At 36.9% G+C, this 24,012-nt stretch carries 23 protein-coding genes and 3 pseudogenes; 16 read left to right on the top strand and 10 right to left on the bottom strand.

Features of this window, described 5'->3' with window-relative positions; genetic code table 11:
• Positions 1 to 100: 100 nt before the first annotated feature.
• Positions 101 to 280: a hypothetical protein gene (locus tag NYE56_RS09795; protein WP_003231000.1), complete on the bottom strand. Its 180-nt coding sequence runs from the start codon at positions 278 to 280 to the stop codon at positions 101 to 103.
• A gap of 70 nt (positions 281 to 350) precedes the next feature.
• On the opposite strand from NYE56_RS09795, the pseudogene NYE56_RS09790 reads away from it, so the two are divergent.
• From NYE56_RS09790 to NYE56_RS09760, 7 genes and pseudogenes are all read left to right on the top strand, one after another.
• Positions 351 to 603, top strand: a pseudogene (locus tag NYE56_RS09790) (hypothetical protein).
• A 3-nt stretch (positions 604 to 606) separates the two neighbouring features.
• Complete coding sequence (locus tag NYE56_RS09785; protein WP_341283798.1) at positions 607 to 822, top strand: hypothetical protein; 216 nt, start codon at positions 607 to 609, stop codon at positions 820 to 822.
• Positions 823 to 833: 11 nt separating this feature from the next.
• Positions 834 to 965 carry a hypothetical protein gene (locus NYE56_RS09780; protein WP_341283797.1) on the top strand — a complete coding sequence of 44 codons (132 nt, stop codon included), beginning with the start codon at positions 834 to 836 and terminating at the stop codon, positions 963 to 965.
• Positions 966 to 987: 22 nt separating this feature from the next.
• Positions 988 to 2,466, top strand: a complete 1,479-nt coding sequence (locus tag NYE56_RS09775; RefSeq protein ID WP_341283796.1) for an ApeA N-terminal domain 1-containing protein — start codon at positions 988 to 990, stop codon at positions 2,464 to 2,466.
• A gap of 38 nt (positions 2,467 to 2,504) precedes the next feature.
• A complete protein-coding gene (locus tag NYE56_RS09770) occupies positions 2,505 to 3,050 on the top strand; it encodes a hypothetical protein (protein WP_268464883.1) in 546 nt (181 codons plus the stop codon).
• Positions 3,051 to 3,104: 54 nt separating this feature from the next.
• Entirely contained in the window at positions 3,105 to 3,590 is a 486-nt protein-coding gene (locus tag NYE56_RS09765; RefSeq protein WP_268383813.1) for a hypothetical protein, read from the top strand.
• A gap of 57 nt (positions 3,591 to 3,647) precedes the next feature.
• The gene (locus tag NYE56_RS09760) at positions 3,648 to 4,253 is read left to right on the top strand and encodes a hypothetical protein (protein ID WP_268383810.1); all 606 of its coding nucleotides are present in this window, start codon (positions 3,648 to 3,650) and stop codon (positions 4,251 to 4,253) included.
• Between the two features lie 85 nt (positions 4,254 to 4,338).
• Here NYE56_RS09760 and NYE56_RS09755 read toward each other — a convergent pair whose 3' ends face one another.
• Positions 4,339 to 4,533 carry a hypothetical protein gene (locus NYE56_RS09755; protein WP_032725920.1) on the bottom strand — a complete coding sequence of 65 codons (195 nt, stop codon included), beginning with the start codon at positions 4,531 to 4,533 and terminating at the stop codon, positions 4,339 to 4,341.
• A 202-nt stretch (positions 4,534 to 4,735) separates the two neighbouring features.
• The gene (locus NYE56_RS09750) at positions 4,736 to 4,933 is read right to left on the bottom strand and encodes a helix-turn-helix domain-containing protein (RefSeq protein ID WP_041907199.1); all 198 of its coding nucleotides are present in this window, start codon (positions 4,931 to 4,933) and stop codon (positions 4,736 to 4,738) included.
• Between the two features lie 475 nt (positions 4,934 to 5,408).
• Between NYE56_RS09750 and NYE56_RS09745 the strand changes: the two genes are divergently transcribed.
• From NYE56_RS09745 to NYE56_RS09735, 3 genes are all read left to right on the top strand, one after another.
• Positions 5,409 to 5,801: a hypothetical protein gene (locus NYE56_RS09745; protein WP_041906991.1), complete on the top strand. Its 393-nt coding sequence runs from the start codon at positions 5,409 to 5,411 to the stop codon at positions 5,799 to 5,801.
• An 833-nt stretch (positions 5,802 to 6,634) separates the two neighbouring features.
• On the top strand, positions 6,635 to 7,180 hold the full coding sequence (locus NYE56_RS09740) for a super-infection exclusion protein B (RefSeq protein ID WP_041906992.1): 546 nt from the start codon (positions 6,635 to 6,637) through the stop codon (positions 7,178 to 7,180).
• Positions 7,181 to 7,290: 110 nt separating this feature from the next.
• Complete coding sequence (locus tag NYE56_RS09735) at positions 7,291 to 8,430, top strand: site-specific integrase (protein ID WP_041906994.1); 1,140 nt, start codon at positions 7,291 to 7,293, stop codon at positions 8,428 to 8,430.
• A 601-nt stretch (positions 8,431 to 9,031) separates the two neighbouring features.
• Here NYE56_RS09735 and NYE56_RS09730 read toward each other — a convergent pair.
• From NYE56_RS09730 to NYE56_RS09720, 3 genes and pseudogenes are all read right to left on the bottom strand, one after another.
• A complete protein-coding gene (locus NYE56_RS09730; protein ID WP_341283795.1) occupies positions 9,032 to 11,452 on the bottom strand; it encodes a peptidase G2 autoproteolytic cleavage domain-containing protein in 2,421 nt (806 codons plus the stop codon).
• A 426-nt stretch (positions 11,453 to 11,878) separates the two neighbouring features.
• A complete protein-coding gene (locus NYE56_RS09725; RefSeq protein ID WP_268555331.1) occupies positions 11,879 to 13,315 on the bottom strand; it encodes a flavin monoamine oxidase family protein in 1,437 nt (478 codons plus the stop codon).
• A gap of 41 nt (positions 13,316 to 13,356) precedes the next feature.
• Positions 13,357 to 13,938 (bottom strand): annotated as a pseudogene (locus tag NYE56_RS09720) (ATP-dependent DNA ligase); the annotation flags it as partial.
• Between the two features lie 300 nt (positions 13,939 to 14,238).
• Here NYE56_RS09720 and xynA point away from each other — a divergent pair.
• Together xynA and ppsA are read left to right on the top strand one after the other, a co-directional pair.
• Positions 14,239 to 14,880 (top strand): endo-1,4-beta-xylanase XynA, encoded by a 642-nt coding sequence (gene xynA / locus NYE56_RS09715; RefSeq protein ID WP_015251938.1) that lies wholly within the window; start codon positions 14,239 to 14,241, stop codon positions 14,878 to 14,880.
• Positions 14,881 to 15,546: 666 nt separating this feature from the next.
• Positions 15,547 to 18,147: a phosphoenolpyruvate synthase gene (gene ppsA / locus NYE56_RS09710; RefSeq protein ID WP_341283794.1), complete on the top strand. Its 2,601-nt coding sequence runs from the start codon at positions 15,547 to 15,549 to the stop codon at positions 18,145 to 18,147.
• Positions 18,148 to 18,446: 299 nt separating this feature from the next.
• Here ppsA and NYE56_RS09705 read toward each other — a convergent pair whose 3' ends face one another.
• A complete protein-coding gene (locus NYE56_RS09705; protein ID WP_134982804.1) occupies positions 18,447 to 18,710 on the bottom strand; it encodes a hypothetical protein in 264 nt (87 codons plus the stop codon).
• 95 nt (positions 18,711 to 18,805) lie between these two features.
• Between NYE56_RS09705 and NYE56_RS09700 the strand changes: the two are divergent.
• A pseudogene (locus NYE56_RS09700) lies at positions 18,806 to 18,991 on the top strand (hypothetical protein); the annotation flags it as partial.
• A 203-nt stretch (positions 18,992 to 19,194) separates the two neighbouring features.
• On the opposite strand, the gene NYE56_RS09695 reads toward NYE56_RS09700, so the two are convergent.
• Entirely contained in the window at positions 19,195 to 19,428 is a 234-nt protein-coding gene (locus tag NYE56_RS09695; RefSeq protein WP_074794570.1) for a hypothetical protein, read from the bottom strand.
• Between the two features lie 163 nt (positions 19,429 to 19,591).
• Here NYE56_RS09695 and NYE56_RS09690 point away from each other — a divergent pair, with 163 nt between their 5' ends.
• Complete coding sequence (locus NYE56_RS09690; RefSeq protein ID WP_341283793.1) at positions 19,592 to 19,945, top strand: DUF3221 domain-containing protein; 354 nt, start codon at positions 19,592 to 19,594, stop codon at positions 19,943 to 19,945.
• Between the two features lie 491 nt (positions 19,946 to 20,436).
• Here the strand turns inward: NYE56_RS09690 and bla are convergent, their stop codons facing one another.
• Positions 20,437 to 21,357 (bottom strand): class A beta-lactamase, encoded by a 921-nt coding sequence (gene bla / locus NYE56_RS09685; protein ID WP_268555324.1) that lies wholly within the window; start codon positions 21,355 to 21,357, stop codon positions 20,437 to 20,439.
• A gap of 225 nt (positions 21,358 to 21,582) precedes the next feature.
• Between bla and NYE56_RS09680 the strand changes: the two genes are divergently transcribed.
• Positions 21,583 to 22,215 carry a type 1 glutamine amidotransferase family protein gene (locus NYE56_RS09680; RefSeq protein WP_341283792.1) on the top strand — a complete coding sequence of 211 codons (633 nt, stop codon included), beginning with the start codon at positions 21,583 to 21,585 and terminating at the stop codon, positions 22,213 to 22,215.
• A 263-nt stretch (positions 22,216 to 22,478) separates the two neighbouring features.
• Positions 22,479 to 22,910, top strand: coding sequence for a hypothetical protein (locus tag NYE56_RS09675; RefSeq protein ID WP_341283791.1), 432 nt, complete (start codon positions 22,479 to 22,481; stop codon positions 22,908 to 22,910).
• A 180-nt stretch (positions 22,911 to 23,090) separates the two neighbouring features.
• On the opposite strand, the gene NYE56_RS09670 is transcribed toward NYE56_RS09675, so the two are convergent.
• Positions 23,091 to 23,969, bottom strand: coding sequence for a DMT family transporter (locus NYE56_RS09670; protein WP_341283790.1), 879 nt, complete (start codon positions 23,967 to 23,969; stop codon positions 23,091 to 23,093).
• Between the last annotated feature and the right edge of the window lie 43 nt (positions 23,970 to 24,012).

Raw genomic sequence — 24,012 nt, 5'->3', positions numbered from 1 at the left:
TTATGCGGTCATGAATTAACCTTAACACGATTACGCGTCTTAATCCGAGAGCATAAAAAATCAAGATAAAAGAAGTGTTTTAAACAAAAAGAGCATTAATCTAAATGCTCTTTTTCATACCGCAACGCCGGCATTCACGTAAGAATATTCCACTCTTCACAGAGCTTTTGAACAGTGTGTAATCGCAATTGTCGCAGCGTCCATATTTTACATCAGGATACTCTTTGTAATCATAAACGATTGAAGTATCATACCCGTTTGTTTCGTATTTCTCTTCCACAAGATCACCTACATAATTTATTCAACCTACTCAAGAATATCAAATTCCGTTCGATATAGGGAGGGAACAAATGATTGGTCTAGCTTATTTTTTAATTATCTGGCTAGGAGTTGGATTGTTGACTGGCATTAAGTTTATTTTTGTTGACCAGGTCTTATGATGAAGAGTTTAAAGAACTCATGGATAAAGAAACAGCAGCGGGCATGGAAAGGAATTTGGCCAGCCTGTTTTTCAAAAATAAGCTTAACGTTATTGCTTTCTTCATGTTAATTGGTTTGCTTCCATTAGTAATGAGGATTACAAAATTATTTAAAAGAGGTTGATTTATGCCTTTGATTGATTATTTTTATGTACTGCAGTTTGAAAACAAGGAATACTTCAAATCATTTAAGTTAGATGAGGACGGTTATTTGGCATCTAGCGACCTCCATGAAGCATCTAAAATGCATAATATGTTAGAAGTCATCGAGGTAGCAAGTGAGCTTAAAACGAAGTGTAATGTGCAATGTGAGGTAAGGGAAATTCAAGTTGTGACTCGGTAAGGGGTGTTCATGTGTATTGGATAGAGTGGATTGACGGTAGGGAAAAGAAAAGCATTGTTGCTGAAGGATGGATTGAATGGGTTGCTGTACTTGAAGACTTGTATCAGAAGCGGTTTGGGTTTGTTGAATGGAAGCGGTTTTAACATTATAAAGGGGGATCTTCAGATGACAAAAGTTTTCAAAGAGAATAGAAGAAATAAATTTGAAATTAAAGGTTTATGGTGGACTCCAGACAATCCCGAGCAAATTCCAGGTATATTAATATATGAACCTAATAAAATACGATTGGAATTAACTGGTGTGTTAGGGGAAGAAGAACTATTCGGGAAAAAAGCGCCTGAGATTATCTGTGGTTTTTCAAATGAGGGTGAACAATTCCGATTGTTCCCAAATCTTATTTCAGGCAATACATATTCATTTTCTGGATTTCCGACAGAGACATATGATATAGACGAGTTTATTGCTGGTGTTTTTGAAGATGGAGATTTTCTTTCTCGAGATAACATTATTTTTGATTCAGCGGCTTTCTATACAGATAAATTAACTTCTTGGTTAAATCCAGATGTTATGCAAAAAGCAACAAGAATAAAACCTGAACTAAACGAAGATGTAATGACACTCAAATATATAAATGTACCCACTAAAGCATATTATATTGATTGTATTAATACTGCAATAAGTGAAAACTACACTATAAATACCAATCATAACGGTGAACCTAATCTAGAGACAACAATAAGAACTGTTAGCAGTTTTATTTTTGATCCGGACAAACCTCAATGTTTAGACTGGTATTTAAGCAAAATTACATCCTTTAAAAATCTACTTATGGTATTAATGGGCGAACCTACTAAATATATTGATTTCGTTCTCTATAATAAAGAAAATGATAAAAAAATTAAGTTTTTCAATAAAGAGCTTACAAATGAGAATAAATCAAATAAAAGTAAGAGCTTTATTGTTAAATATAAAGATATTGAAGAGCAGTTTGAAAATTTAGTTAAAAATTGGTATCTTAAACAAGACTCTTTAAAAATTGTATTTGAATTATACCTTTCAGATTTTTATACGAAATCATTTGTAGAAACAAAGCTATTGAACGTAATTCAAACTTTGGAAATATATCACAGAAAAGCTGATTATATTGGAAAACATTTTCAGGATAAAGATTTTAATAGTTATATTACACTTTTGAATAATTTTATTGATTCACATCTCCCAAAAGAGGCGAGTGAAAAATTCAAAGGGAAACTTACTCATGCTAATGAATACTCTCTTAGCAAGCGATTAAAAGAAATAATATGGGATTTTGAAGATGACATTATAGTTTTGTTGTTTGGCTCGAAAAAAAATGCTAAAAAATTTATTAATAAGCTTGTAGATACAAGAAATTACTTAACCCATTATGATCCTAATAATAAAAAAAATATATTAAAGGATCCATATGATCAATTGAGTGCAACAACTATTGTAAAAGTTCTTTTATCATTTGTGTTTTTTAAGGAACTCGGTTGTAATGAGATGTTTATCTACAGCCTAATTAAAAAAAATATAAGTTTAATGAACAGGTTGTTTTTTGCGAAAGAACAATTAAACATGTTAGAAGAATCATTAAAACCTAAATGGGAAGACCCCGTGTTTTAACAATGATTATATAACAATTTTTTTGAGGAGAGTGTAGTGTGCAAAATCAATTGTTTATTACTCCAGATTTCAAAAACGATGAATCTGTATTTAACCTATCCTGTTTTACTGCAGTCGAAAATTATATGGAAAAGCCTGAAGGTGGTTTTTGGACTTCTAGTTTTAACGAAGAGTTTGGTTCAGAATGGCTTTCTAGCCAGTTTATACTTGAAGATTTCAATTTCAAAGGGTACTTATTCAAAGTAGACGATCAAGCTAAAGTTTTAAAAATCGATAATTTAGAAAAAGCCTTTCAAGTTCTAGACGAATTTTGTATTGGAACAGTTTTTAAATCTCCCGTTGGTTTTGACGGAAAAGAAGTCTCTTGTAGTACATACAAAATTGACTTTGAAAAAATCGCCTTATCTTTTGATGCAGTTAGCGTATCAGGAGACGCATGTAATCTTCATTTGCAGTATAAAGGGAAATATTCACCCTTTGCTAGTTGGTCTCTTGAAAGTACGGTATGGTTTAATCTTGAACATTTAACATTAATAAAAGAGTTGAGTCACTCCGAATTAATGAATTTCAGAAAGGAAAGGTGATATAAAGGATAATTAACTAAAAGAAATTATTTAAAATGTAGGGAGACAAGAAAAATGAATTTTGTACTGCAGACATGGATTGGAACAACATCTGATATATCAACAGGTCTTATTACTGGGGTTGCTACAGGCATAGTGACAGGTTTTATTGTAACAATTTATTTTAGAAAAAGAGATGCCACAAAAGAGAAAAAGAGAACATTATATGAGAAATATATGTACTTGCGAACTTTAAAAAGAAATTTAGACTTATTGTTGAATGATGAAAATAAAAAAGATCGTCAAAGTTATTTATATTTTAATATCATTAGTTTATTAATAGATGAACAATTACCACCACATCTGGCTTTAGAAGGAATCAAACTTAAAACTGAAGAGGATAAGTACCTAAGAGAAGCAAATAAAACATACGAATTGATATACAAAGAATTCGTGGAAAGTAAGGGAATAATTAGCGATAAGAAAATTAAAAAAATGAGTTCCAAATTGCTCAAGGACTCAACAAATCTTCTTACTGTAACTAATAAAATTAAAGTATGAACATGAGGTTTGTTAAATCTTAATGGTAAGTAGGAACAATAATAAAGGCGGTTTTATATGGACGAGTTTGCTCACTATAAATTGAAGATTGATTCTAAACCAAGTATGTTTCATGGCAAGACAGTTAGAAAAAATCTAACTGATACTCTATGGCGTAAAAAAATCAGGGCTGCAATTCTTGAAAGAAAGAAACACAGGTGCGTGATTTGTAATTATACCCCTCACATTAATGATTTACGAAGACTTCATGTACATGAAGTAGAAGAATATGATTTTGAAAATGGGGTTGTTAAGCTACTAGATCTAAACTTGATATGCGTAGACTGTCATTCTTTTCAACATTTCAAACGATCTCAATTGGTTCTAACTAAAGAGCAGTTAGCTAATCTAGCCAAACATTTTTGTAATGTGAATAATTGCACGATGGAGGCTTACGAACAATATAGGCAAAGCCTAAAAGAAAAACGTTTCAATGAGATGAAGGAAGAGATCAGACGAGAATTGCAACTTAAAAAGCCGTTAGGGAAAAAACATAGCACTGATATAAAGTTCGCTATCCTAGGTGATATACCATATAAAGATTTAGTTATTGAACGCTTAAAGAACAAAGGCGTATATTACGAGTATGACAACTTACAAGTTAAGGACAAGGGTTTATCCTAGGAACTCTTGTCTAAATAAAATAAGAATTTTAAAGAAATTTATTTGAAATTGGAGGCTCGGTTACATTCCACAGTTACCCTGATTGTCAATTCTTTTTTTTCTTTTTCAGAGCCCTTTCAAATAGCAATCTTGCAACTTCTTTGTAAAACTGATCTAAGCTATCATCCTCAAATTTTTGGTCAATAATTCTTATTGAGTAGTTCTTTCTATGAATAACCTTAATTGTTTTCTTCTTCAGTTCTTCATATTCTTCATAAATATGCTTTCCTTCATTAGACAATTTAATTCACCTCTTAACCTAAATACTCTAGCTGTAGTTTTAAGTCAAATCTTAATCCTCCTGATAAGTATCATCGTTCTTCAATTAAATATCTAAGTCTAAATTATTCCAAGAAAAAAAGAGCCTCAATAGGCTCTAAGTGATAATTGTAGCGCTTTTGTTTAAGAAAATTTGTCGCAATCAAATATTTCAATGGTTTTGTTTAACGGTGTGTAGAATTCTCCTCTACAAACTCTACAACTTCCTGGATAGGACACTCAAGGTATTCACAGATCTTCAGGATAACAGTTAACGCCACTACTTCACCTTTTGACATTTTAGCAAGTGTTGAAGGCGATATCCCTAAATCCTTCTTTAAATCACTTCGTGTTTTATCACGCTTTATCAATGTTATTTCCATTGGTTTATAGCTTATTTTCAATTTGCTCACTCTTAACACCTCAAGTTCGACTAGGTATACCTATTGTATCACATTTAATACAACATGAACGATATATCAAATAAATTTTGTTGGAAAGCGTTGACTTGCAATGTGGTCAAATAGTATATTAAGTACAGTAAATCGAACTAAAATTACGATTTAGCGTAAAATTGAAACACGTAATTATCCGCAGAAATGACTTAGGTAATTTACCTGCAATACTCTTTTATAAACAGTTCGCAATAGCAGGTGAAGATATACGATAGTCTCTGTTCAGATTTCTAAGGTGAAGATATCAAATATAGAAGTCTTGTTAGTCTGACTAATGCAGTGGTTGATAAGTTACTTCACACAACCTTATGGGACGCCTAATTAATGATCGAAGTTTGTTTATCAAGTAGGACAAGTTTCAAATCTTAGATAAAAACAAAACATACTAAAGGGGAAAATGACAATGCAAATTAACCGACACACTGTAGGAACTAATGTAGCAAGCTTAGGGACAATCACTAACGAGGAACACTTTGAGGATATGGCTAACCACTTTCATAATTTTATCCTGAACAACAAGTCAGAAGAGGTTAATTTCATTGAAACAAGTAACAATGGAGCGCCTACAAAGCGCTTCAACATACATACTGATATCACTATTCCTGTTTCCTTCAATATAGATGGTGAAAATGAAGAAGATGCTAGAGACAATTTGGAGTCAATGTTACTAATGGCAATAAATCATATACACGTGATGTTTGAAATGACAGGAGGACAAATAGTTATCCCTAGAGTTAGCGACAATTTATGTGATATTGGTGAGTCTAACGTAGAGGAAGCTTATGAAGATGAATAAAACTGAGGTACATAACAATTGGTTCTGCAAAGTTACTTTTGGAGTGTTACTTGTAGCTGTACCGGCTATATGTATCCACTTGTAGCTTGGTTTGGGTGATTAGGGAGTATGGGAACACTCTCCTAATCTTAGGCATATAGTATGTGCCATTCCAATGTATTCAAAATTAACAATTTAATCAAGGGGGTCGTGTAATGCGACTCCTTACAATTAAATATAGTCAGTCTTATATTCCTGAATTAAGGTGGTGTCTTTAGTGATGCCTTTTTTAAAGACGACTGCCGTGGAATTCGCTAACACACGTAAAACTTGACAGGGTAGTGACTCAGCCACTGTAATAAATGAGGATATGATGCTGTCTGTGTTTCCCTATTTACACATGCATCTGAAAGGCGAAAGCTGCCATTAAATGCTGACGAAGGATGGGTGTATCGTTGCTGACGATGCAGGACAAGCCACAGGTATACGAACCCAATATTGGATTGGTTGAACCTGTTAGGGACACTTGACACAGTAGGCTTGTTTGGGGAATAACCAACGGCAAATAGGGTGATACACACGGATACCTCAAGTTGATATTCAGTCGCCTGCCTGAGTTTGTTTATTTTTTTACAAGCAAATTCAGGCAGACAACTTGTTCAGCCGTTGTCCACAGCCTCAACCAATCAAGCAAAAGATCAAAAGAAAAGTCAAGTCAAATAACAAAGAAATTTGTGAGGTTCATAGTGAACCTGGGAAGGTATAGTTCATGGTGAATTATAACGACTGTTAAAGCTATTGTCATAATACAGAAGTTGGTTAATAATAGAATAAAATTCTTTTTGGGGGATCATATGAAACTTGAAGCTATAAAAGAAATCTTAACATTACCAACTTCCGTAATGGCAGCTCTATCGCTTGCGAGTGGTTTGTTTTTATTTTTACCTAATGCACTTCTTGATAAGCTACACCTATTAGACAAGGTAGACAAGTATGGTTTTTATGTAGGGATAGCATTTATTCTTTTCTTATCAATTCTCCTTGTTAATTTAATCATTAATGTTGCTAAATATTTGTCGAATTTGATGGATAAAAGGGACTTCTACGCAAAAGCTGAAGAGAGATTAAAGAGTCTTAGTCGTTATCAAAAAGCCATTATTTATGACTTGTACACGCAGTATGATAATACACTGTATTTAAGTATATTTGACGGGGCGGTGACTGAGCTTAAGACTAAAGGTTTTATTGGTCGATTAACTAACCAGTTGCCTGTATCTAATGTGAATGATCCTCGTTTCCCACATTTGTTACAGCCTTGGGTAAGAGAAGAATTATCTAAAAATCCACAGCTTGTAGAGGAATTTAAAGAATGCTTTTCTGAATTAGAAGAATTAATTTAAGGACAGGGAGATTTTAACTCCCCGTCCTTTTTGTGTGACTTATTATAAGCATGTCATTATAATTGTCTATAGTACGTTTTCCCTTGTGTTCGCTTAAAAAGGTGAACAGATTGACCAAAATTAAAAAAGACGATAAAACAGGAACATATTATTTTGTGTATTCAGGTGGTACGCATCCAATTACAAAAAAGAGGATACAGCGTAAAAGAAAAGGGATCAAGACTTATAAAGAAGCTCAAGAGGTACTTAGACAGGTGATTCTTGAGGTTGAGGAAGAAAAGAACTACTTACCTGAGTTATCTGAATCATTTGGGACGTATGCTGAATCCTGGTTAGAATCAAAAAAAGTGAAGCTTAGACCAAGTACATTTAACAACTATAGAGAGATACTTCAATACAATGTGCTTCCTTATTTATCGAAATACAAATTCGATGAGATCACAGAGGATGTATTGCAGCAACACATAAACACACTCCACTTTGAGCGTAAAGTATCAGCTGACACTGTTAGAAGAGCAGTACAGGTAACCAGGAGCATATTTAAAAAGGCATCACGAAGAAGAAAAATTGATATGGCCATCTTTGATGAATTAAACTTACCAAGAGAAAAGAGCATAGTGGAGACTTGGACTCCTGAAGAGATTAAACGTTTCCTGGATACTTCAAAACTTAAACGCCCATCAAGACATTACATTGCTTATGAAATATCCATTAAGACTGGTTTGAGAATGGGTGAGGTTCTGGGGTTAGAATGGAAGAGTATTAATTGGGAAAAACGGTACATCACAATACGCCAAACACTATGCAGGATAGATGATAAAGGTAACTATGGGTTAGAGCCAGAAGTTAAAACAGTTAATTCATACAGAAATGTTAATATACCTGAGTCACTATGTGAAAGCTTACGGAAGCATAAAAGATTGGTTGTAAGGGACAAGAAAGAAGCAGGAGCAAAATACAATGATCTAGATTTAGTAGTATGTACGAAAATGGGGAATTGGTTGCCGCCTTGTAATTGGAGAAGGGGATTTCACTCAATACGCAAACAGTTAGGGTTACCAAAGATTAAACCTCATGCATTAAGACACACACATGCTACTTATTTAATCAGTATTGGTGTGAGTCCAAAAATAGTACAAGAGAGGTTAGGACATTCAGATATTAAGCAAACATTAGGAACATACAGTCACGCTCTTCCATCAATGCAATTAGAAGCAGCGGATAAGATGGATTTATTGTTAAAATCGTGACCTCACCTGTGACCTGAAGGAAATAAAAAAGCGATGAGCTACTCTGTGTAAGGGTTTGTAAAACCTCTTTGAACACGCCACATTCGTGTGTGCCGTAAAGGCATGTACATCGGCTTACACAATTCAGCTCATCGCTATATGAATATAGCATGGAGGGCGAAGGAATGCAAGGATTACTTTTAGTAACGGTGAAATGAATTTATAATGGAAAGGGTTTTCATTTTATTTGTAAGAAAAAACTCAGTGTGATTTAGGTGTGATCTTAATGCAGTTTGTATCGACTTACAGATGATAAAAGAACAATACTTTTAATAAGCCTCATGAAACATTTTCAATTTGTAAATACTTAAAGGATATATATGGTGTATTTGCTATAGAAGTCTAATATGGTATCCATTTACTCATTTCAATAGCAACTTTCATGAATAACGAGAAGGAACAGCTTTCAAAATTTTTTTGATTATAATATAAGTTAATTACGATAGTATATTAGGGAAATTTTGGTAGATATTGAAAATTGATAATAACATACAAGGAATAACGAACCTAGAAAAGAGATCTAATTATGGATAAACATATATTGAACTGGTCGCAGTATCTACTATTTGATGACGGTTAGAGCGATACCATACCCTTTTTCTGATGTGTAAGCAGAGGTTATTTTCATTACTTTCCAGCTTCCTTCAGCGGCTTTTGTTCCTATTCCATTATGTGCCGTAAGATAATCTCCTTGATTGACAGTTTCGTCAATACGAACATAATGTTGGCCTACCAACCCTACTACGTGCCATTCGTCTCTTGCTGCCCGTGAATGATAATTTACCTCCAGCGCTGTATCGTAGTCTGGATTTTGTTTGGGAACACGTATGAGTTCACCGCTTTCCTCATCAGTCACCGTTTCATAAATAAATCCGCCGAACTCATTTGTCAAATAACGCCCCTGCCAGACGAAACTGGAGGCTCCTGAAATGAAAGCTGAAGTTTCTGAAATAACGCCAAGCATATAATCTCCAACATTCGCGGGCACAATTTTTTCACCTCTTAAAGTCACGATTGTACCAGTATGGATTAACTGTCCAGTTGAACTCTCAAAATACTCTCCATATCCACCTAAAGAAGAACTGATTGCACCGGCAAACGTCCCGTTTCCCCGAACAGAGTCAAGAAGCCACTTTATTGATTGGTGACCTCCTGCCACGGTGTATGGTTCCTCAAGTATAATATTTTCAGAAGACAGTATTGTTCTTGACGCATGGTTTCCTCTAATATGTGCGTTATTTGAAGAAGCGATTAATGCGCGAGAGCCTTCAGTACTGGAGCCTCCAGAAGAGCTAATGACCGCATTTCTTTCTCCACGGGCCGTAATGTCGCCGGTACCTGCTATAACTGCGCTTGTTTGGTTAACGGCAAAGCCAGAGGTCGTTGCAAGCTGTATGCCTCCTTTCAAATTGATTGGAACTTGTTGGTATGTTTGACCTTTGATTGAGGCTGCCACACTATAACCTTCTGATTGTACACCGAGAATTGTGGCCTGATTATTGGGGGACTGAATTCCAACTGTCCCATTGTCAGTAATCATCGTTCCATTTAGAATATTGACATTGTAGAGGCCTCCACCGATTGAAATTCCTTTTGGAGCAGATTTATAAATATCAAAATTTGAAATTTTTATATAATCAGTTTTATTTGATCCGCCTGATAAATTAATATCAACACCGGCTTTTTTAAACCCGCGAATTTTAATACCATTAATGGTTATATTTTGGCTGCGATATTGCAAGGCTACGACAGGGTTTTCTTTATAATCATAGTCTGGATCACCAATCGCTGTGAATCCGCTTACATTAACGTTTTTATATGCCGAAATAACCAGCGCTCTTGGGGTCACAGCATCGTAAAGCGAGTTGAAAACTGGTTCAACTGCTGAACAATCAATGAGTGTGACATCGTATGCTGTTGTGCTTTCAGGATCTGTAATTTGATGGTGACCAATATGACGAAGATCAAATGCACGAACATCGCGATATGAAATATGGCCTATGATATGGACGTTTTGAGAGGCCGGCCACAGTTCATGGGCTTTTACTTCAACTCCGCGGATGTTGCCGCTTGTAAAGTTATTCAAAAGCCACACATGCCTAGAGCCGTCGTCAATTTCTATACCGTTGGAGTTTGAAACACCTTCAGCAAATTCTGTTCCCCGCGGATTTCCTGAGTGGCAGTTTGAAATAAAGATGTATTCGCTATAATGGGTGGTAATGCCGTCGTCTCCTGAACCATATGTCACACAGTTATCGATCCAAATATATCTTGATCCGTCTTTTGTCCAATCGGTATCAGGCAAATGGTCATACGTTGGCGATGTAATATCAATACCATGAAGACCTGCGTTAATCGCTTCCACATCTTTGATCCACCCATATTCAACCTTAGCAAAAGTTAAACAACTGGAGAACTGTCCCCCTGGATTCCTCACACCGCATTGTCTACTTGGATTCCAGTCTAATGACATTCCTTGGACAAAAATATTGCGATTTCCATTTTGATAATCATCATTTGTAATCACCCATTCATGCGCTGGAGTGTCTTTATGCAATTTAATCACTGTGATTCCTTTACCTTGTCCAACAATTGTTGTCCAAGATGGAAGTTTAATCCCTTGAACGAGGTATTCTCCCGCTGGAACATGTACTTTGACTCGGCCATTCCCGATTGCTTTTCGAAAAGCTTCAGTATTGTCTCTTCCATCTGGAACAGCGCCGAAGTCAGCCACATTTACTTCCCGGGTGATTTTAGATAAAAGCCTATAGTATTCCTTGTCGAGACGTTCTTTTAAAAGAGAGGTGACCTCTCCTTCGGCCGTCACCCTTGCGTCAGTAACTTCGATATTTTGGTCTGTAACCGAGTGCTTAATAAAGTTTTGCATTCTTGTCTTCATATGTTCTAATTCGGATGAAAATTCGGGGTGAGACTGAGAATTGGCGTTTAGAGAAGGATCAGGGCAGTTTTTAAAATGAACCATTCTAAAGACACCTCTTTCTTTTAATATAAGCGCAGTTTTGTCTTTGAGATAAGGAGTTAGCATTTCTTTTGGCGCTTATCTTTCCAATTCTGTATTTGTTACAAAATTCCTTTAGGATTTATACTGGTTTTCAAGAAATGTAAGTCAATGAAAAAAAGAGAGGACAAGTAAAGGATAAAAAGCGACATTAAGAATCGTTATACAGTGAAAGAAAGTTCGCCCGATGGTTAATTAAAACGTTTTCTATGGTTGGGTATTTATTAATGATTATGGAAGAAAAGGGAGGTCCGCATTCAAAACGTGTATAAAAATAATAAAGAACCGAATGTTGAGACATCCCATATTTGAATTAATCTTTTAAACAAAGGAGTATAAATTCTTCACTTCTTTTTATATCAACCAGTTTTAACAAGATGTGAGCATGATCTAAGGTAAGCGATTGACCTCATAAGCAACACGTATTCCAGATTCAATCGCGCCTTGCATCCACGCATGAGTGAGTGAGGCGTGTTCTCCGGCGAAATGAACTCTGCCCTCAGGGACAGGAATATAGGGATACAGCTCTAATTCTTGTCCTGGTTCGAAAGCTGTAAAACCTCCCGCAGAATACGGGTACTGGCTCCAGCTAAAAGAAGTGCCAGACACAAATTCAGACCACACAATATCACCATAGATTTCAGATAAATTCAGTAAAGTATACTGGATTCGCTCTCCTTCTGAAAGACTGTCCCATATCAGTGCCTCATCAGCCCAAGTATAACTGGCCAGAATGACGGCATGTCCATTTGCTCCAATATTTCTGCTTGGATAATACGAAAAACGAATCGGTAGATCAGTAATAGATTTGCCGCCGCGCTGCCCGGCTTTTTCCCAAAATCGGCTTTTAAACTCTATGCCGATTTTTGTTGCACTGATATAGTTTAGCTCACGGATTGCCCTTCGTTTATAGTACGAGAATGAATGGTATGGTTCAACTTTTACAAATCGCAATGTTGAAAAAGGAATGGTTACAATAGCGAGATCAGCTGTGAATGATGTGAATTCTGCCGTTTGTTGATGCTGACAATGGATCGTAACACTATTTTCACCCTGAGAAATTTTCATCATTTTTTGATGGTATAGAATGTTTGCTTTTAATTGAGGAAGAAACGCGTGAGGCAGCAGATCCATGCCGCCAGTTATCTCATAGAAGTGAGCGGGTGAAGAAAAAAAGATAGATTCCCGCAATACTTCAACAAGGGACATCCCCATATACGCTTCCATATCCAAAAGTACACCGATCATATCGATCGCGCCATATGAAAAATACGTGTTTAAAAAAGAGCTTAACGAATGATTTTTGTATTGTTCTTCGACAATCCGCCAATTTCTCGCTGGATTTTGATTGATAAAATTTAGAATAGGCTGCAGTAAAGAAAGCATCAGCTCTTCAGACGTTTTCCCTTGTTCATTTGGTGCAACTGGGTATCTCAATATTCCAGGAGCTCGCTCAAAAACTTGGAGACGTGTTTTGATTCCATTTGCATAAATGATGTCCATAGGGGTTCTATTGATAAATACATTTGTTGGCAATTTGAATTTTTTTATATACTCTAAGGTTAACGAATGGTTATTCGGTATGCGCATCGGGCCAGCGTTGAAATACAAATCATCACTAAAGGGAGATCTTAAAGTGCAGACACGGCCGCCCGCTCTGCCGCTCGCTTCGAGAATCGTTACTCTGTGACCGGCATTTTTCAGTAAAGATGCTGATACAAGCCCGGACAATCCAGCTCCTATAACAAGAATGTGCTTTGGATGCTGCGATGCGCTAAGGCCATTTCTAATGATCTTTACCATGTCATCATTCATTAGAGAATTCACTTTTTTGGAGGCACCTCTTTTTAGAATTTATTGCATTATATTCATTGAAAAGAGCGCCTATCACGATCTGTCCACAACTTTTGGAATTTGAAAGGGTTATTTTTTAAAAGGAAATAACCGTGCTTAGTCTTAAATCTGTGCTTAACCTTACACAATATCGGCTCAATAAATACATATTCATCAGATTCAAACTTTACTTGTTTCATAGAGTGGAATTTACTTCGTTCTGCATGTGGAATGAATTCCATAAAGCCAGCTGCAGTTCCATCAGGATAATACAGAAGGAATTTTATATCCTTTTTGGTGTAGCTGGTTATGAGAACCTCGGTGTAGTCATAATTGCTCACTTTCAGCCAATTTGGGAACGTTTATTGATTTCATAAGGGGAGTTAGCTTTCTTTAGTACGATTCCCTTTAAATTCTTTTCTTTGGCTAGGTTGAGTTAAGCGAGTCCGTTACCTTGAATTCCTTCAGAAATACAAACATTTGGATGATTCAGTTCAAGTGAGTTCAGAGCTATGTTACGATCAGTGAGCGGCTTAGCTGCAATTGGCTGACCGTCTTACAGCTTCAAAGTCAAGAGCACCACCTGGCTCAGCTACAATGATTTCACAATCTCTAATGTATATCTCCTTTATACGAAACGGTTCAATGGGAATTCATTACAGATATTACTCCATCTGAATTAGAAACAAGAATTGTGATCCTACGAAAAAAGGATCAGGATATGGTGGAAGAAGACCACTTATAATGTGTTTCTGGGTATTTGTAATTAAATTACAAATACCTTTAATATTCGCTCATGAATTCGTGGTATTATACTGAAGGGGACGATCAAAAGCTTTGGCGTTAGTAATTAAGAATGTTTTAAATGTATACGAGTGCTACCTCAAAGTCGGAAAAAATATTATAGGAGGTAACATATGTTTAAGTTTAAAAAGAATTTCTTAGTTGGATTATCGGCAGCTTTAATGAGTATTAGCTTGTTTTCGGCAACCGCCTCTGCAGCTAGCACAGACTACTGGCAAAATTGGACTGATGGGGGCGGTATAGTAAACGCTGTCAATGGGTCTGGCGGGAATTACAGTGTTAATTGGTCTAATACAGGAAATTTTGTTGTTGGTAAAGGTTGGACTACAGGTTCGCCATTTAGGACGATAAACTATAATGCCGGAGTTTGGGCACCGAATGGCAATGGGTATTTGACTTTGTATGGCTGGACGAGATCGCCCCTCATAGAATATTATGTGGTGGATTCATGGGGTACTTATAGGCCTACTGGAACGTATAAAGGTACTGTAAAAAGTGATGGGGGTACATATGACATATATACAACTACACGTTATAACGCACCTTCCATTGATGGCGATCGCACTACTTTTACGCAGTACTGGAGTGTTCGTCAGACGAAGAGACCAACTGGAAGCAACGCTACAATCACTTTCAGCAATCATGTTAACGCATGGAAGAGCCATGGAATGAATCTGGGCAGTAATTGGGCTTACCAAGTCATGGCGACAGAAGGATATCAAAGTAGTGGAAGTTCTAACGTAACAGTGTGGTAACAGATCATCTTTAATCAGGGGTAGCTGACGGGCTGCTGATCGTTCCTTGAGAAGTTTCATATTCAATGATTATTAAAATTGTTAGTAATGGTTAAAGGTTGTTTTCTACTAGGTGAACGGCCTTGCAATTGCTGGAGGTAGGGTATTCTCCATCTGGTTTTATAACTTTTCCTATAGGTTAATAGAATGGTATTTAAATGAGAATGCTACAATTTTTTGTAGTCAGCGCTTGCTCACAACAGACACCTTTACATAACCCTTCTTTATCAAACATAAGCCTTATTCAAAATAAAAATATCTGGTAGTTAACCAAATCCTCATAACTTTACACTAGTTAAAGGTGGGACTGTTAAGAACAAAAAGTCCAATTTATGAATGGGGACTCTACGGAACAAGACAGGTTAGTTCGAAAAGAACCCAACTTTAGGATTTCCTTAGAGGATTGTATCAGCTCGAACCAAGTTTTTTAATGCGACTAGCTATGGAAATTAAGAAAGAACCTGGTGAAATTGCCCAGGTTCTTTTTATATTGCACAAAAATAGCCACGGTGATATAATCACACTACGTGCGCTTTCTAGTTAAAATTTATAGATATCCATCTTATAATTTTATTATATCCTGCTAGGAAGCTCTTGTCAATATTTTTTTTGAAGGGGAGATGTAGAATGAGTTCTTTGGTTCTCGGTTTACATGAAATTGAAAAAACACAGCTTTCGCTTGTTGGAGGAAAAGGGTTACATTTAGGGGAATTATCAAAAATTCAAGGCATACAAGTACCAGAAGGATTTTGTGTCACAACAGTAGGATATCAAAAAGCCATCGAACAAAACGAAACGTTACAAGTGTTGTTGGATCAGTTGGCGATGCTAAAAGTTGAGGACCGAGATCAAATTGGTAAAATCAGCAGAAAGATTCGGCAAATCATTATGGAAGTAGGCATTCCTTCTGATGTTGTGAAAGCAGTTGCTCAATATCTCTCCCAGTTTGGCGAGGAACATGCCTATGCCGTGCGTTCTAGTGCGACTGCTGAAGATTTACCACATGCTTCTTTTGCCGGTCAACAAGACACCTATTTAAATATTATTGGCGTCGATGCAATCTTGCAGCATATCAGTAAATGCTGGGCGTCCCTATTTACGGATCGCGCGGTTATTTACCGTATGCAAAATGGATTTGACCACAGCCAAGTTTATTTATCCGTTATCGTTCAAAGGATGGTTTTCCCTCAAGCTTCGGGGATTTTATTTACCGCTGATCCAATTACCTCCAACCGAAAGGTGTTATCCATCGATGCCGGTTTTGGACTTGGTGAGGCACTGGTTTCTGGCTTGGTATCTGCCGATTGTTATAAAGTACAGGATGGGCAAATCATCGATAAGAGAATAGCAACTAAAAAATTGGCTATCTACGGACGAAAAGAAGGCGGAACAGAAACACAGCAGATCGATTCTGATCAGCAAAAGGCTCAAACACTGACTGATGAACAAATTTTACAGCTGGCACGCATTGGAAGAGAGATCGAAGCTCATTTCGGCCAGCCGCAAGATATCGAATGGTGTTTGACCCGCGATACTTTTTATATTGTACAGAGTCGTCCAATCACTACTTTATTCCCCATCCCTGAAGCGAGTGACCAAGAAAATCACGTCTATATTTCTGTTGGTCATCAACAAATGATGACGGATCCCATAAAACCACTGGGGTTGTCTTTTTTTCTGTTGACGACTGCTGCACCCATGCGTAAAGCCGGTGGAAGGCTATTTGTTGATGTCACACATCATCTGGCATCCCCTGACAGCAGAGAAGTTTTCTTAAAAGGCATGGGGCAGCACGATCAGCTCTTAAAAGACGCACTTATGACCATAATAAAGCGACGAGATTTCATAAAGTCGATACCAAATGATAAAACAGCACCAAATCCCAGCAGAGGCAATGCAGATATGCCGGCTCAAGTTGAAAACGATCCGACAATCGTGTCTGATTTGATTGAGAGCAGTCAAACATCGATAGAAGAGTTAAAACAAAACATCCAAACGAAATCAGGATCAGATTTATTTCGTTTTATTCTGGAAGATATCCAGGAATTAAAGAAGATTTTATTTAACCCAAAAAGTTCGGTTCTGATTCAAGCTGCTATGAATGCTTCATTATGGATTAACGAAAAAATGAACGTGTGGTTAGGTGAAAAAAACGCAGCAGATACGCTCTCTCAATCTGTGCCCCATAATATTACTTCAGAAATGGGTCTTGCGCTATTGGACGTCGCAGATGTGATTCGTCCTTATCCAGAGGTAATTGATTACTTACAACATGTAAAAGATGATAACTTTTTGGATGAACTGGCTAAGTTTGATGGCGGAAGCAAAACCCGAGACGCGATCTATGATTATCTCAGCAAATACGGAATGCGATGTACCGGAGAAATTGATATTACAAGAACTCGATGGAGCGAAAAACCAACTACACTTATTCCAATGATTCTTAATAATATCAAAAATTTTGAGCCTAATGCCGGCCATCGGAAATTTGAGCAAGGGCGACAGGAGGCTTTGAAGAAAGAGCAAGAGTTATTAGATCGATTGAAGCAATTACCGGATGGTGAACAAAAAGCCAAAGAAACAAAACGAATGATAGATATCATCCGGAATTTCAGCGGGTTTAGGGAATATCCAAAATATGGCATTATTAATCGATACTTCGTTTATAAGCAGGCTTTACTGAAAGAAGCCGAACAACTCATAGAAGCGGACGTTATTCATGAAAAAGAAGATATATACTATCTCACTTTTGAAGAACTTCACGAAGTCGTACGCACACATAAACTGGATTATCAAATCATCAGTACACGAAAAGACGAGTACAAATTATATGAAAAACTATCTCCACCACGTGTTATCACGTCTGATGGTGAAATCGTTACAGGTGAGTATAAACGAGAAAATCTCCCAGCCGGAGCGATTGTAGGTCTACCTGTTTCCTCCGGAGTTATAGAGGGGCGAGCGCGTGTCATTTTAAACATGGAAGATGCTGATTTAGAAGATGGAGATATATTAGTTACCTCCTTTACCGATCCAAGCTGGACACCATTGTTTGTATCCATAAAAGGCCTAGTCACCGAAGTTGGGGGGCTGATGACCCATGGAGCTGTTATAGCCCGTGAATATGGCTTACCTGCAGTTGTTGGCGTTGAAAATGCTGCTAAGCTGATAAAAGATGGGCAACGAATTCGCGTTCATGGTACAGAAGGCTACATTGAAATCTTATAATGTCTGATGTGTGTAGAGAACCATCAGATATTCTGCCATCAGCCCTAACTAGAAGTTGGGAGGCTGCATTTGTACCGAATGATAAAGTTCCCGTTGAACTAACGAAGATCGATAGCACATTAAGAAAAGCTGGAACCTCTTGGAGGAGGTCTGGCTTTTCAATATAAAATTGGCGTAGTGTACAAAAGCCGCATTTTGCGGGCGGCGCTTCTTTAAAGTGAATTGTTTATTACCAGCATTTAAACTTGTATTTGTGCTTAAAACAAGAGAAAAAGGAGCTAAAATGCTCCTTTATAAATTTAAACAACTTTTGTATAAATAGCCGTGTAAAACCCGATTGAGTAATCAAAATAATGACGTGTAAGCGTATAAGTATAACCGTTGTATTCTATTGTTGGCTGGAAGTCCATTGGCAGAGGACTAATGCGGTATATAGTGTCATAATCATATTCATCACTTTTTACTGCAACCTCAGACGAAGTGCCAGCAGCCAATGCGGGAACCGCGGATATGAGCATGCCAAAGGATAAAGCAGAACTCGATAAGATTTTCCTAATCTTCAATTATATCAACTCCGTTTACAATTTATACATATATTATGTTGTAATTGGAAGTTATTTTGAAAGTGAATAATGGATCATAAAAAGTAAAAATCTCGATTTTAAAGGGAGCAAATATATGTATAGTAGACGACAGTAATGATAAGTATATTTATGCTGGAACCCAAAAAGAAGCAGCATGCAATAATGAGTTTGAAAGCGGAATAAGAGTAAGGGTATGGTTCGAAGGCAACCACATACAAACATTTGAGAAAGAACAAAAAGAAGTAGATCCGTTTGGTGAATGTCCCTGTTGTTTATTTTAAAGAACAAAAAGAGTTTAAAATGGGCGGTATTACATTAATGACACGCCACAATGTTGCTATTTACGAAGACAAAGATCGGAAGAAAAAATTGGTTCAGATAGTTTTATCATTATAGATAGAGGTCCAAAAGCACTTAGAAATAAGCTTAAACAAAAAATCCTCCCGCAAAGGGAGGATTACTATTACATATTAACTAAAGTGTAAGTCAATGAAACAATGAATAAAAAATACGAAATATAAGATATTGCTTTTGAAGAACTTGTTTTATGTTTTTGGAATGTATAGATAAGTGCAAAACCCAAGAAGAAAACTGTTACAAACCAAGAAGTGTATTGTGGAAAGAGGGCGACCACCAATACCATGATTGTTGAAAAAATAAATGAAGAGTAATGAGTTACTTTATGATCATCATTCAATGAAATCACCTCTACGAATTTTTACCCGATTTAGTCTGTGTATTACCAGCTTGTAAAAGATTCAATATGAGAAAATGAAGAAGTTTCTGGATAGGTTTACACTACAGTTTATTGATATGTAGTTATGGAGTGAGATTGTTAAACATGACGGGAGGGAGAAAGGTTGCCGAAAATCGGAGTAAGCTTGATAGTGCTCATTATTTTCCTTGCAGGCTGCAATAAAAATGAACAAAACGGAGACGAAACAAAGATGCTGAGCCTAGTAGGCTATGTCGTGCTTAAAGACAATGAAAGGGCAATTCTCATTACCGATACAAAAGCTCCAGTAAAAGAAGATTACGATCTTTCTGAAGGACAACTTATGAACAAGTTTAAAAATAACATAGTAATTGTAGGATTAAGTGAGATTGATAACACAGATGATCTCAAAAGAGGTGAAAAAATAAAAGTGTGGTTCCATACACTAAAAGAGTCAAATCCACCAAGTGCAACGATACAAAAATATGAAATATTATAAAAAAATTGTTGAATTCTCATATAGATAACCTCTGAGTCAACAAATGTTGTTCTATTGCATTGAAACTGCCAGTGACCAATATCAAGTTCAGTTATGTTAATTCAAGTGGTTTGATATGTTAGTGCCTTCGAACGAGACGAAATATTGGAAGTGAGTCCGGATATTCATGAGTATTACAAATTGGTCACAGAATAAGAGACTTAAGGGAGTTGTCTGCATTGCATGTTCACTTCTTTATAATGGCTTGCACTAAGGAGTATATTCTTGGAAGAAAAGAAAACGGATTTTAGGGTGCTTAGTCTTAATTCTTGTCAGGTCAAACTTTACATGTTCCATAAAATGAAAACTTGCCGTTAATTATAATAACGTTTAATTTTGTGGCGTTTAAATATATGATTCTAGAGGTCTTATGAAAGAACCGTTCATCAAAAAATGAACGGTAGGAGTTAAAAAAGTAATGTCTTTTCCTTTGTGGCAAAAGGCTAAACATATTATTTAAGATCGTTAAGGACGACTTTTGCAGCCTCAGCGATAAGAGCATTATCATAATTAGCATCTTTTGTAAAGCGGTTTGACAGAATTGCCAAAACAATAGGAGCTCTGTTTGGCGGCCAAACGATAGCAATGTCGTTTCGTGTTCCGTAACTTCCGGCTCCGGATTTATCGCCGACTTCCCATCCTATTGGAGCGCCTGCCCGAATCAGTTCGTCACCAGTAGCATTGCCTCGCATCCAATCGGTTAAGATCGTGCGTTTGTCAGTCGTGAGAGTGTTATCTAAAGTGAAGGCTTTAAGATCGGTTGCCAGTGTTTTTGCGGTGCTAGTGTCACGAATATCACCAGGAATCGCAGAGTTTAGATCCGTCTCGAATCGTTTAGCTTTCGTTACATGATCCCCAATCTGTTTCAGTGACTTTTCAAAACCTTTAGGGCCGCCAAGCTGTTGCAACAAGATGTTCCCAGCGGTATTATCGCTGTAACGGATAGCCGCTTCCGAGATTTCTTTTAGGCTCATGCCTGTATCTAGGTGTTTCTCTGTGATTGGAGAATATGTAACAAGATCGTCCTTGCTGTAGTGGATGACTTCATTAAGTTTTTCAATTGAGTTTTTCTTCAGGACAGCAGCTGCGGCTAGAACTTTATAGGTTGATGCGTAAGCAAATCGCTCATTCGGCCGATAGGCGATTGTCTTGTTTGAACCTGTATCAATTGCATAAACACCAAGCCTGGCATCAAATTTTTTCTCAAGTTGAACAAATTTTTTATTCGTTATACAGCTTGCCATGTTTGTGTCTTCTATGGATTTTGCTTCGGCATGTGTTGAGTTGAAAAAAGGTGTGAAACCAGTAATGCTTAAACATAAAAGCCCAACACATATTCCGAATTTTATTGACGCTTTATTTTTCAACTTCATCAGGCCTCCTCATTCAAATGATTTTGTATTACCTTTGAAATGTTTCCCATGACAGTTAGTGTAACAAACCCCTTTGCGCTAGTAAACATAGAATCAATGTATCTTATATTTTTATAAGTTGGGAGAACAAGGGCATAAGAATAGAATCAACAAAAAAGCTGACAATGGCTGTCAGCAAAGTCATCTATTAGAAAGCTTTATCAATTGTGATTGGAGTGTTATTGGATGCAAACGAGAAAAGTTTATCTCTACGTATTTCACACAATGTCAGACTGGGAATATGGATATTTAATTGCGGAACTAAACTCAGGGAGATACTTTAAACAAGATGCAGCATCTTTAAAAGTAGTTACAGTAGGGGTTAATAAAGAAATGATAACTACGTTGGGAGGATTAAGCATAAAACCAGATATTTCTCTTGACGAATGTACTCTTGGGAGTCAAGATCTTATCATTTTACCCGGAGGAAACACTTGGGGAGAAGATATTCATCAGCCGATCTTGAAAAAAGTTGGCGACGCTTTAAAGCTCGGCACGACTATTGCTGCAATTTGTGGGGCAACCTTGGGCCTCGCGAATGAAGGATACTTAGATTCGAGAAAGCACACAAGCAATGACCTAGAGTATATGAAAATGGTCTGCCCTAATTACAAAGGAGAAACACTATATGAAAAGGAACCAGCAGTATCTGATAAAAATTTGGTTACTGCATCAGGAATTGCTCCTCTGGAATTTGCGGTAGAAGTATTGAAAAATTTAGATGTATTTGCACCAGATACATTGCGTTCATGGTATAAGCTAAATAAGACTCAAAAGCCTGAATATTTCTTTGAGCTAATGAATACAATAAATCGATAGAAAACACTTTAGCAGTTTTTTGTAGTGCTCCTGAACTTATAGGAGCATTTTTTATATGTGTCTAGGAGCTAAATAAAGAAATGCAGAAACTTTTAAAAAGAATATAGATTGGTAAGCCTTATTTCGAATAGAGTTTGATTTGGGTTAAAACTGTTCTTATTAAGGCTCATTTCATGGTGCTAAAGATTCATTTGGAGAAGACTGTCTTGATCAGAAAAGACCCTTCCAATATATTGAAGTAAAAGATATCGGGAGGAACTCTTTTGAAAAAGATATTGATGTTAGCTTTTACATTTCTTTTGGCTTTGACTATCCATGTAGGGGAAGCTTCGGCCGTTATCGTGAAAGATGAGGAGAAAGTGAGTTTTACAATGACAGAAAATGAAAAATGGTTTATGAAGTCTGATGACCTAAATTCAAACCATTGGACATCTCACTTTGGGTACAGATTCACCATTTTCGATACTGAAGGATGTACAATTAACGCAAGAATCATGCGAATGACTTTGTCAGGATATGAAATAACCGTTAGTGAAAAAAACTTCTCAGGGGATCATTTTGATTTGAGTGCAACTGATCGAGTTGAGACGATGCCTTATAAGACTCATTACTTGATTTTGACAAAAGATCCAGGTTGCGGAGATGTTAAAGTAAAAGGTCTATACGGTTTTCAGTTTGATCAGCCAGAATGGTAATAAAAAAGAATCTGGATTCTCACCAGCCTAAACGCCAGCCAAGCTAATGTCTCACATGCAGACATTAGCTTTTTCCATTGTTTTATAGGCTGTCGTCAGGATTCTAGAAGACTTTCTCGTAATAGTCGTCACCTGTCACATGAAGCCCAAATGACAGGGGAAATGTATATCTTTATACATTCACACTTTCCGTCGTGAAAATGTAAATGTATTCATAAAAATCCCGCAGCATATCAGCAGTGCGCCGAGGATAATGTTGATAGTGATCTGTTCGTGTAATTGCAGCCATCCAAAGAATAGGGCCAATACGGGAACAAACATTAATGCCATGGATGCTTTTGACGCTTGGATTTGATTGAGCACCCAAAACCATACGACAAAGGTAAAGCCGGTGGAAAGCAAGCCATTAAACAGCAATGACCACACCGCCTGATATGTCCACTCGGCTGAAGGGACCGGCTCAAATATAAAGGAAAACACCAATAACATGACGGCTCCCATCATAAGGTGCCAGGCATTCATGTGAATAATATCGATATGCTTGAATTGTAGCTTGCTGAACACATTCGCGATTCCCCAGCTAAGCGCTGCCGCAAGTACGCACAGCTCCCCAAATAAAGCGCTTTGATCGATATTGAGCATTTCCTTTCCAAATATAAATAACAGTCCGAAGAGGCCGCAGACCAGTCCCATCGTTTTATACACATTCATTTTCTCGTTTAATGTAAAATGGCTGATCACCGTAACAAATATAGGCATTGTATATACCAAAACAGAGGTTTTCCCTGAATCGACAAACTGCATTCCATACGTCAAGATCCCCATGTAGCCCAGCCCCATCAACAGGCTCATGATGATATAGCTTTTGAGATGTTCTTTTTTAATTGAAAGCTTTTTTCTTTGGATGAAGAGAATGAGAAATAAAGGAACTGCTCCGATGAACAGGCGCAAACCCGAAAATAAAAGCGGGGGGATGTCATGAATTCCTACTTTCATCGCAACCCAAGTATAACCCCAAATAAGTGTGACAGATATGATTCCCAGCATAACTTTTACCATAATGAAGCCGCCTTTCTTGTTTAAATATCGTGCTGGTTTCTAT

The organism is Bacillus sp. FSL R5-0603 (assembly GCF_038050295.1).
GTDB lineage: Bacteria > Bacillota > Bacilli > Bacillales > Bacillaceae > Bacillus > Bacillus subtilis.
This window is presented reverse-complemented; position numbering and strand designations above follow the sequence as displayed.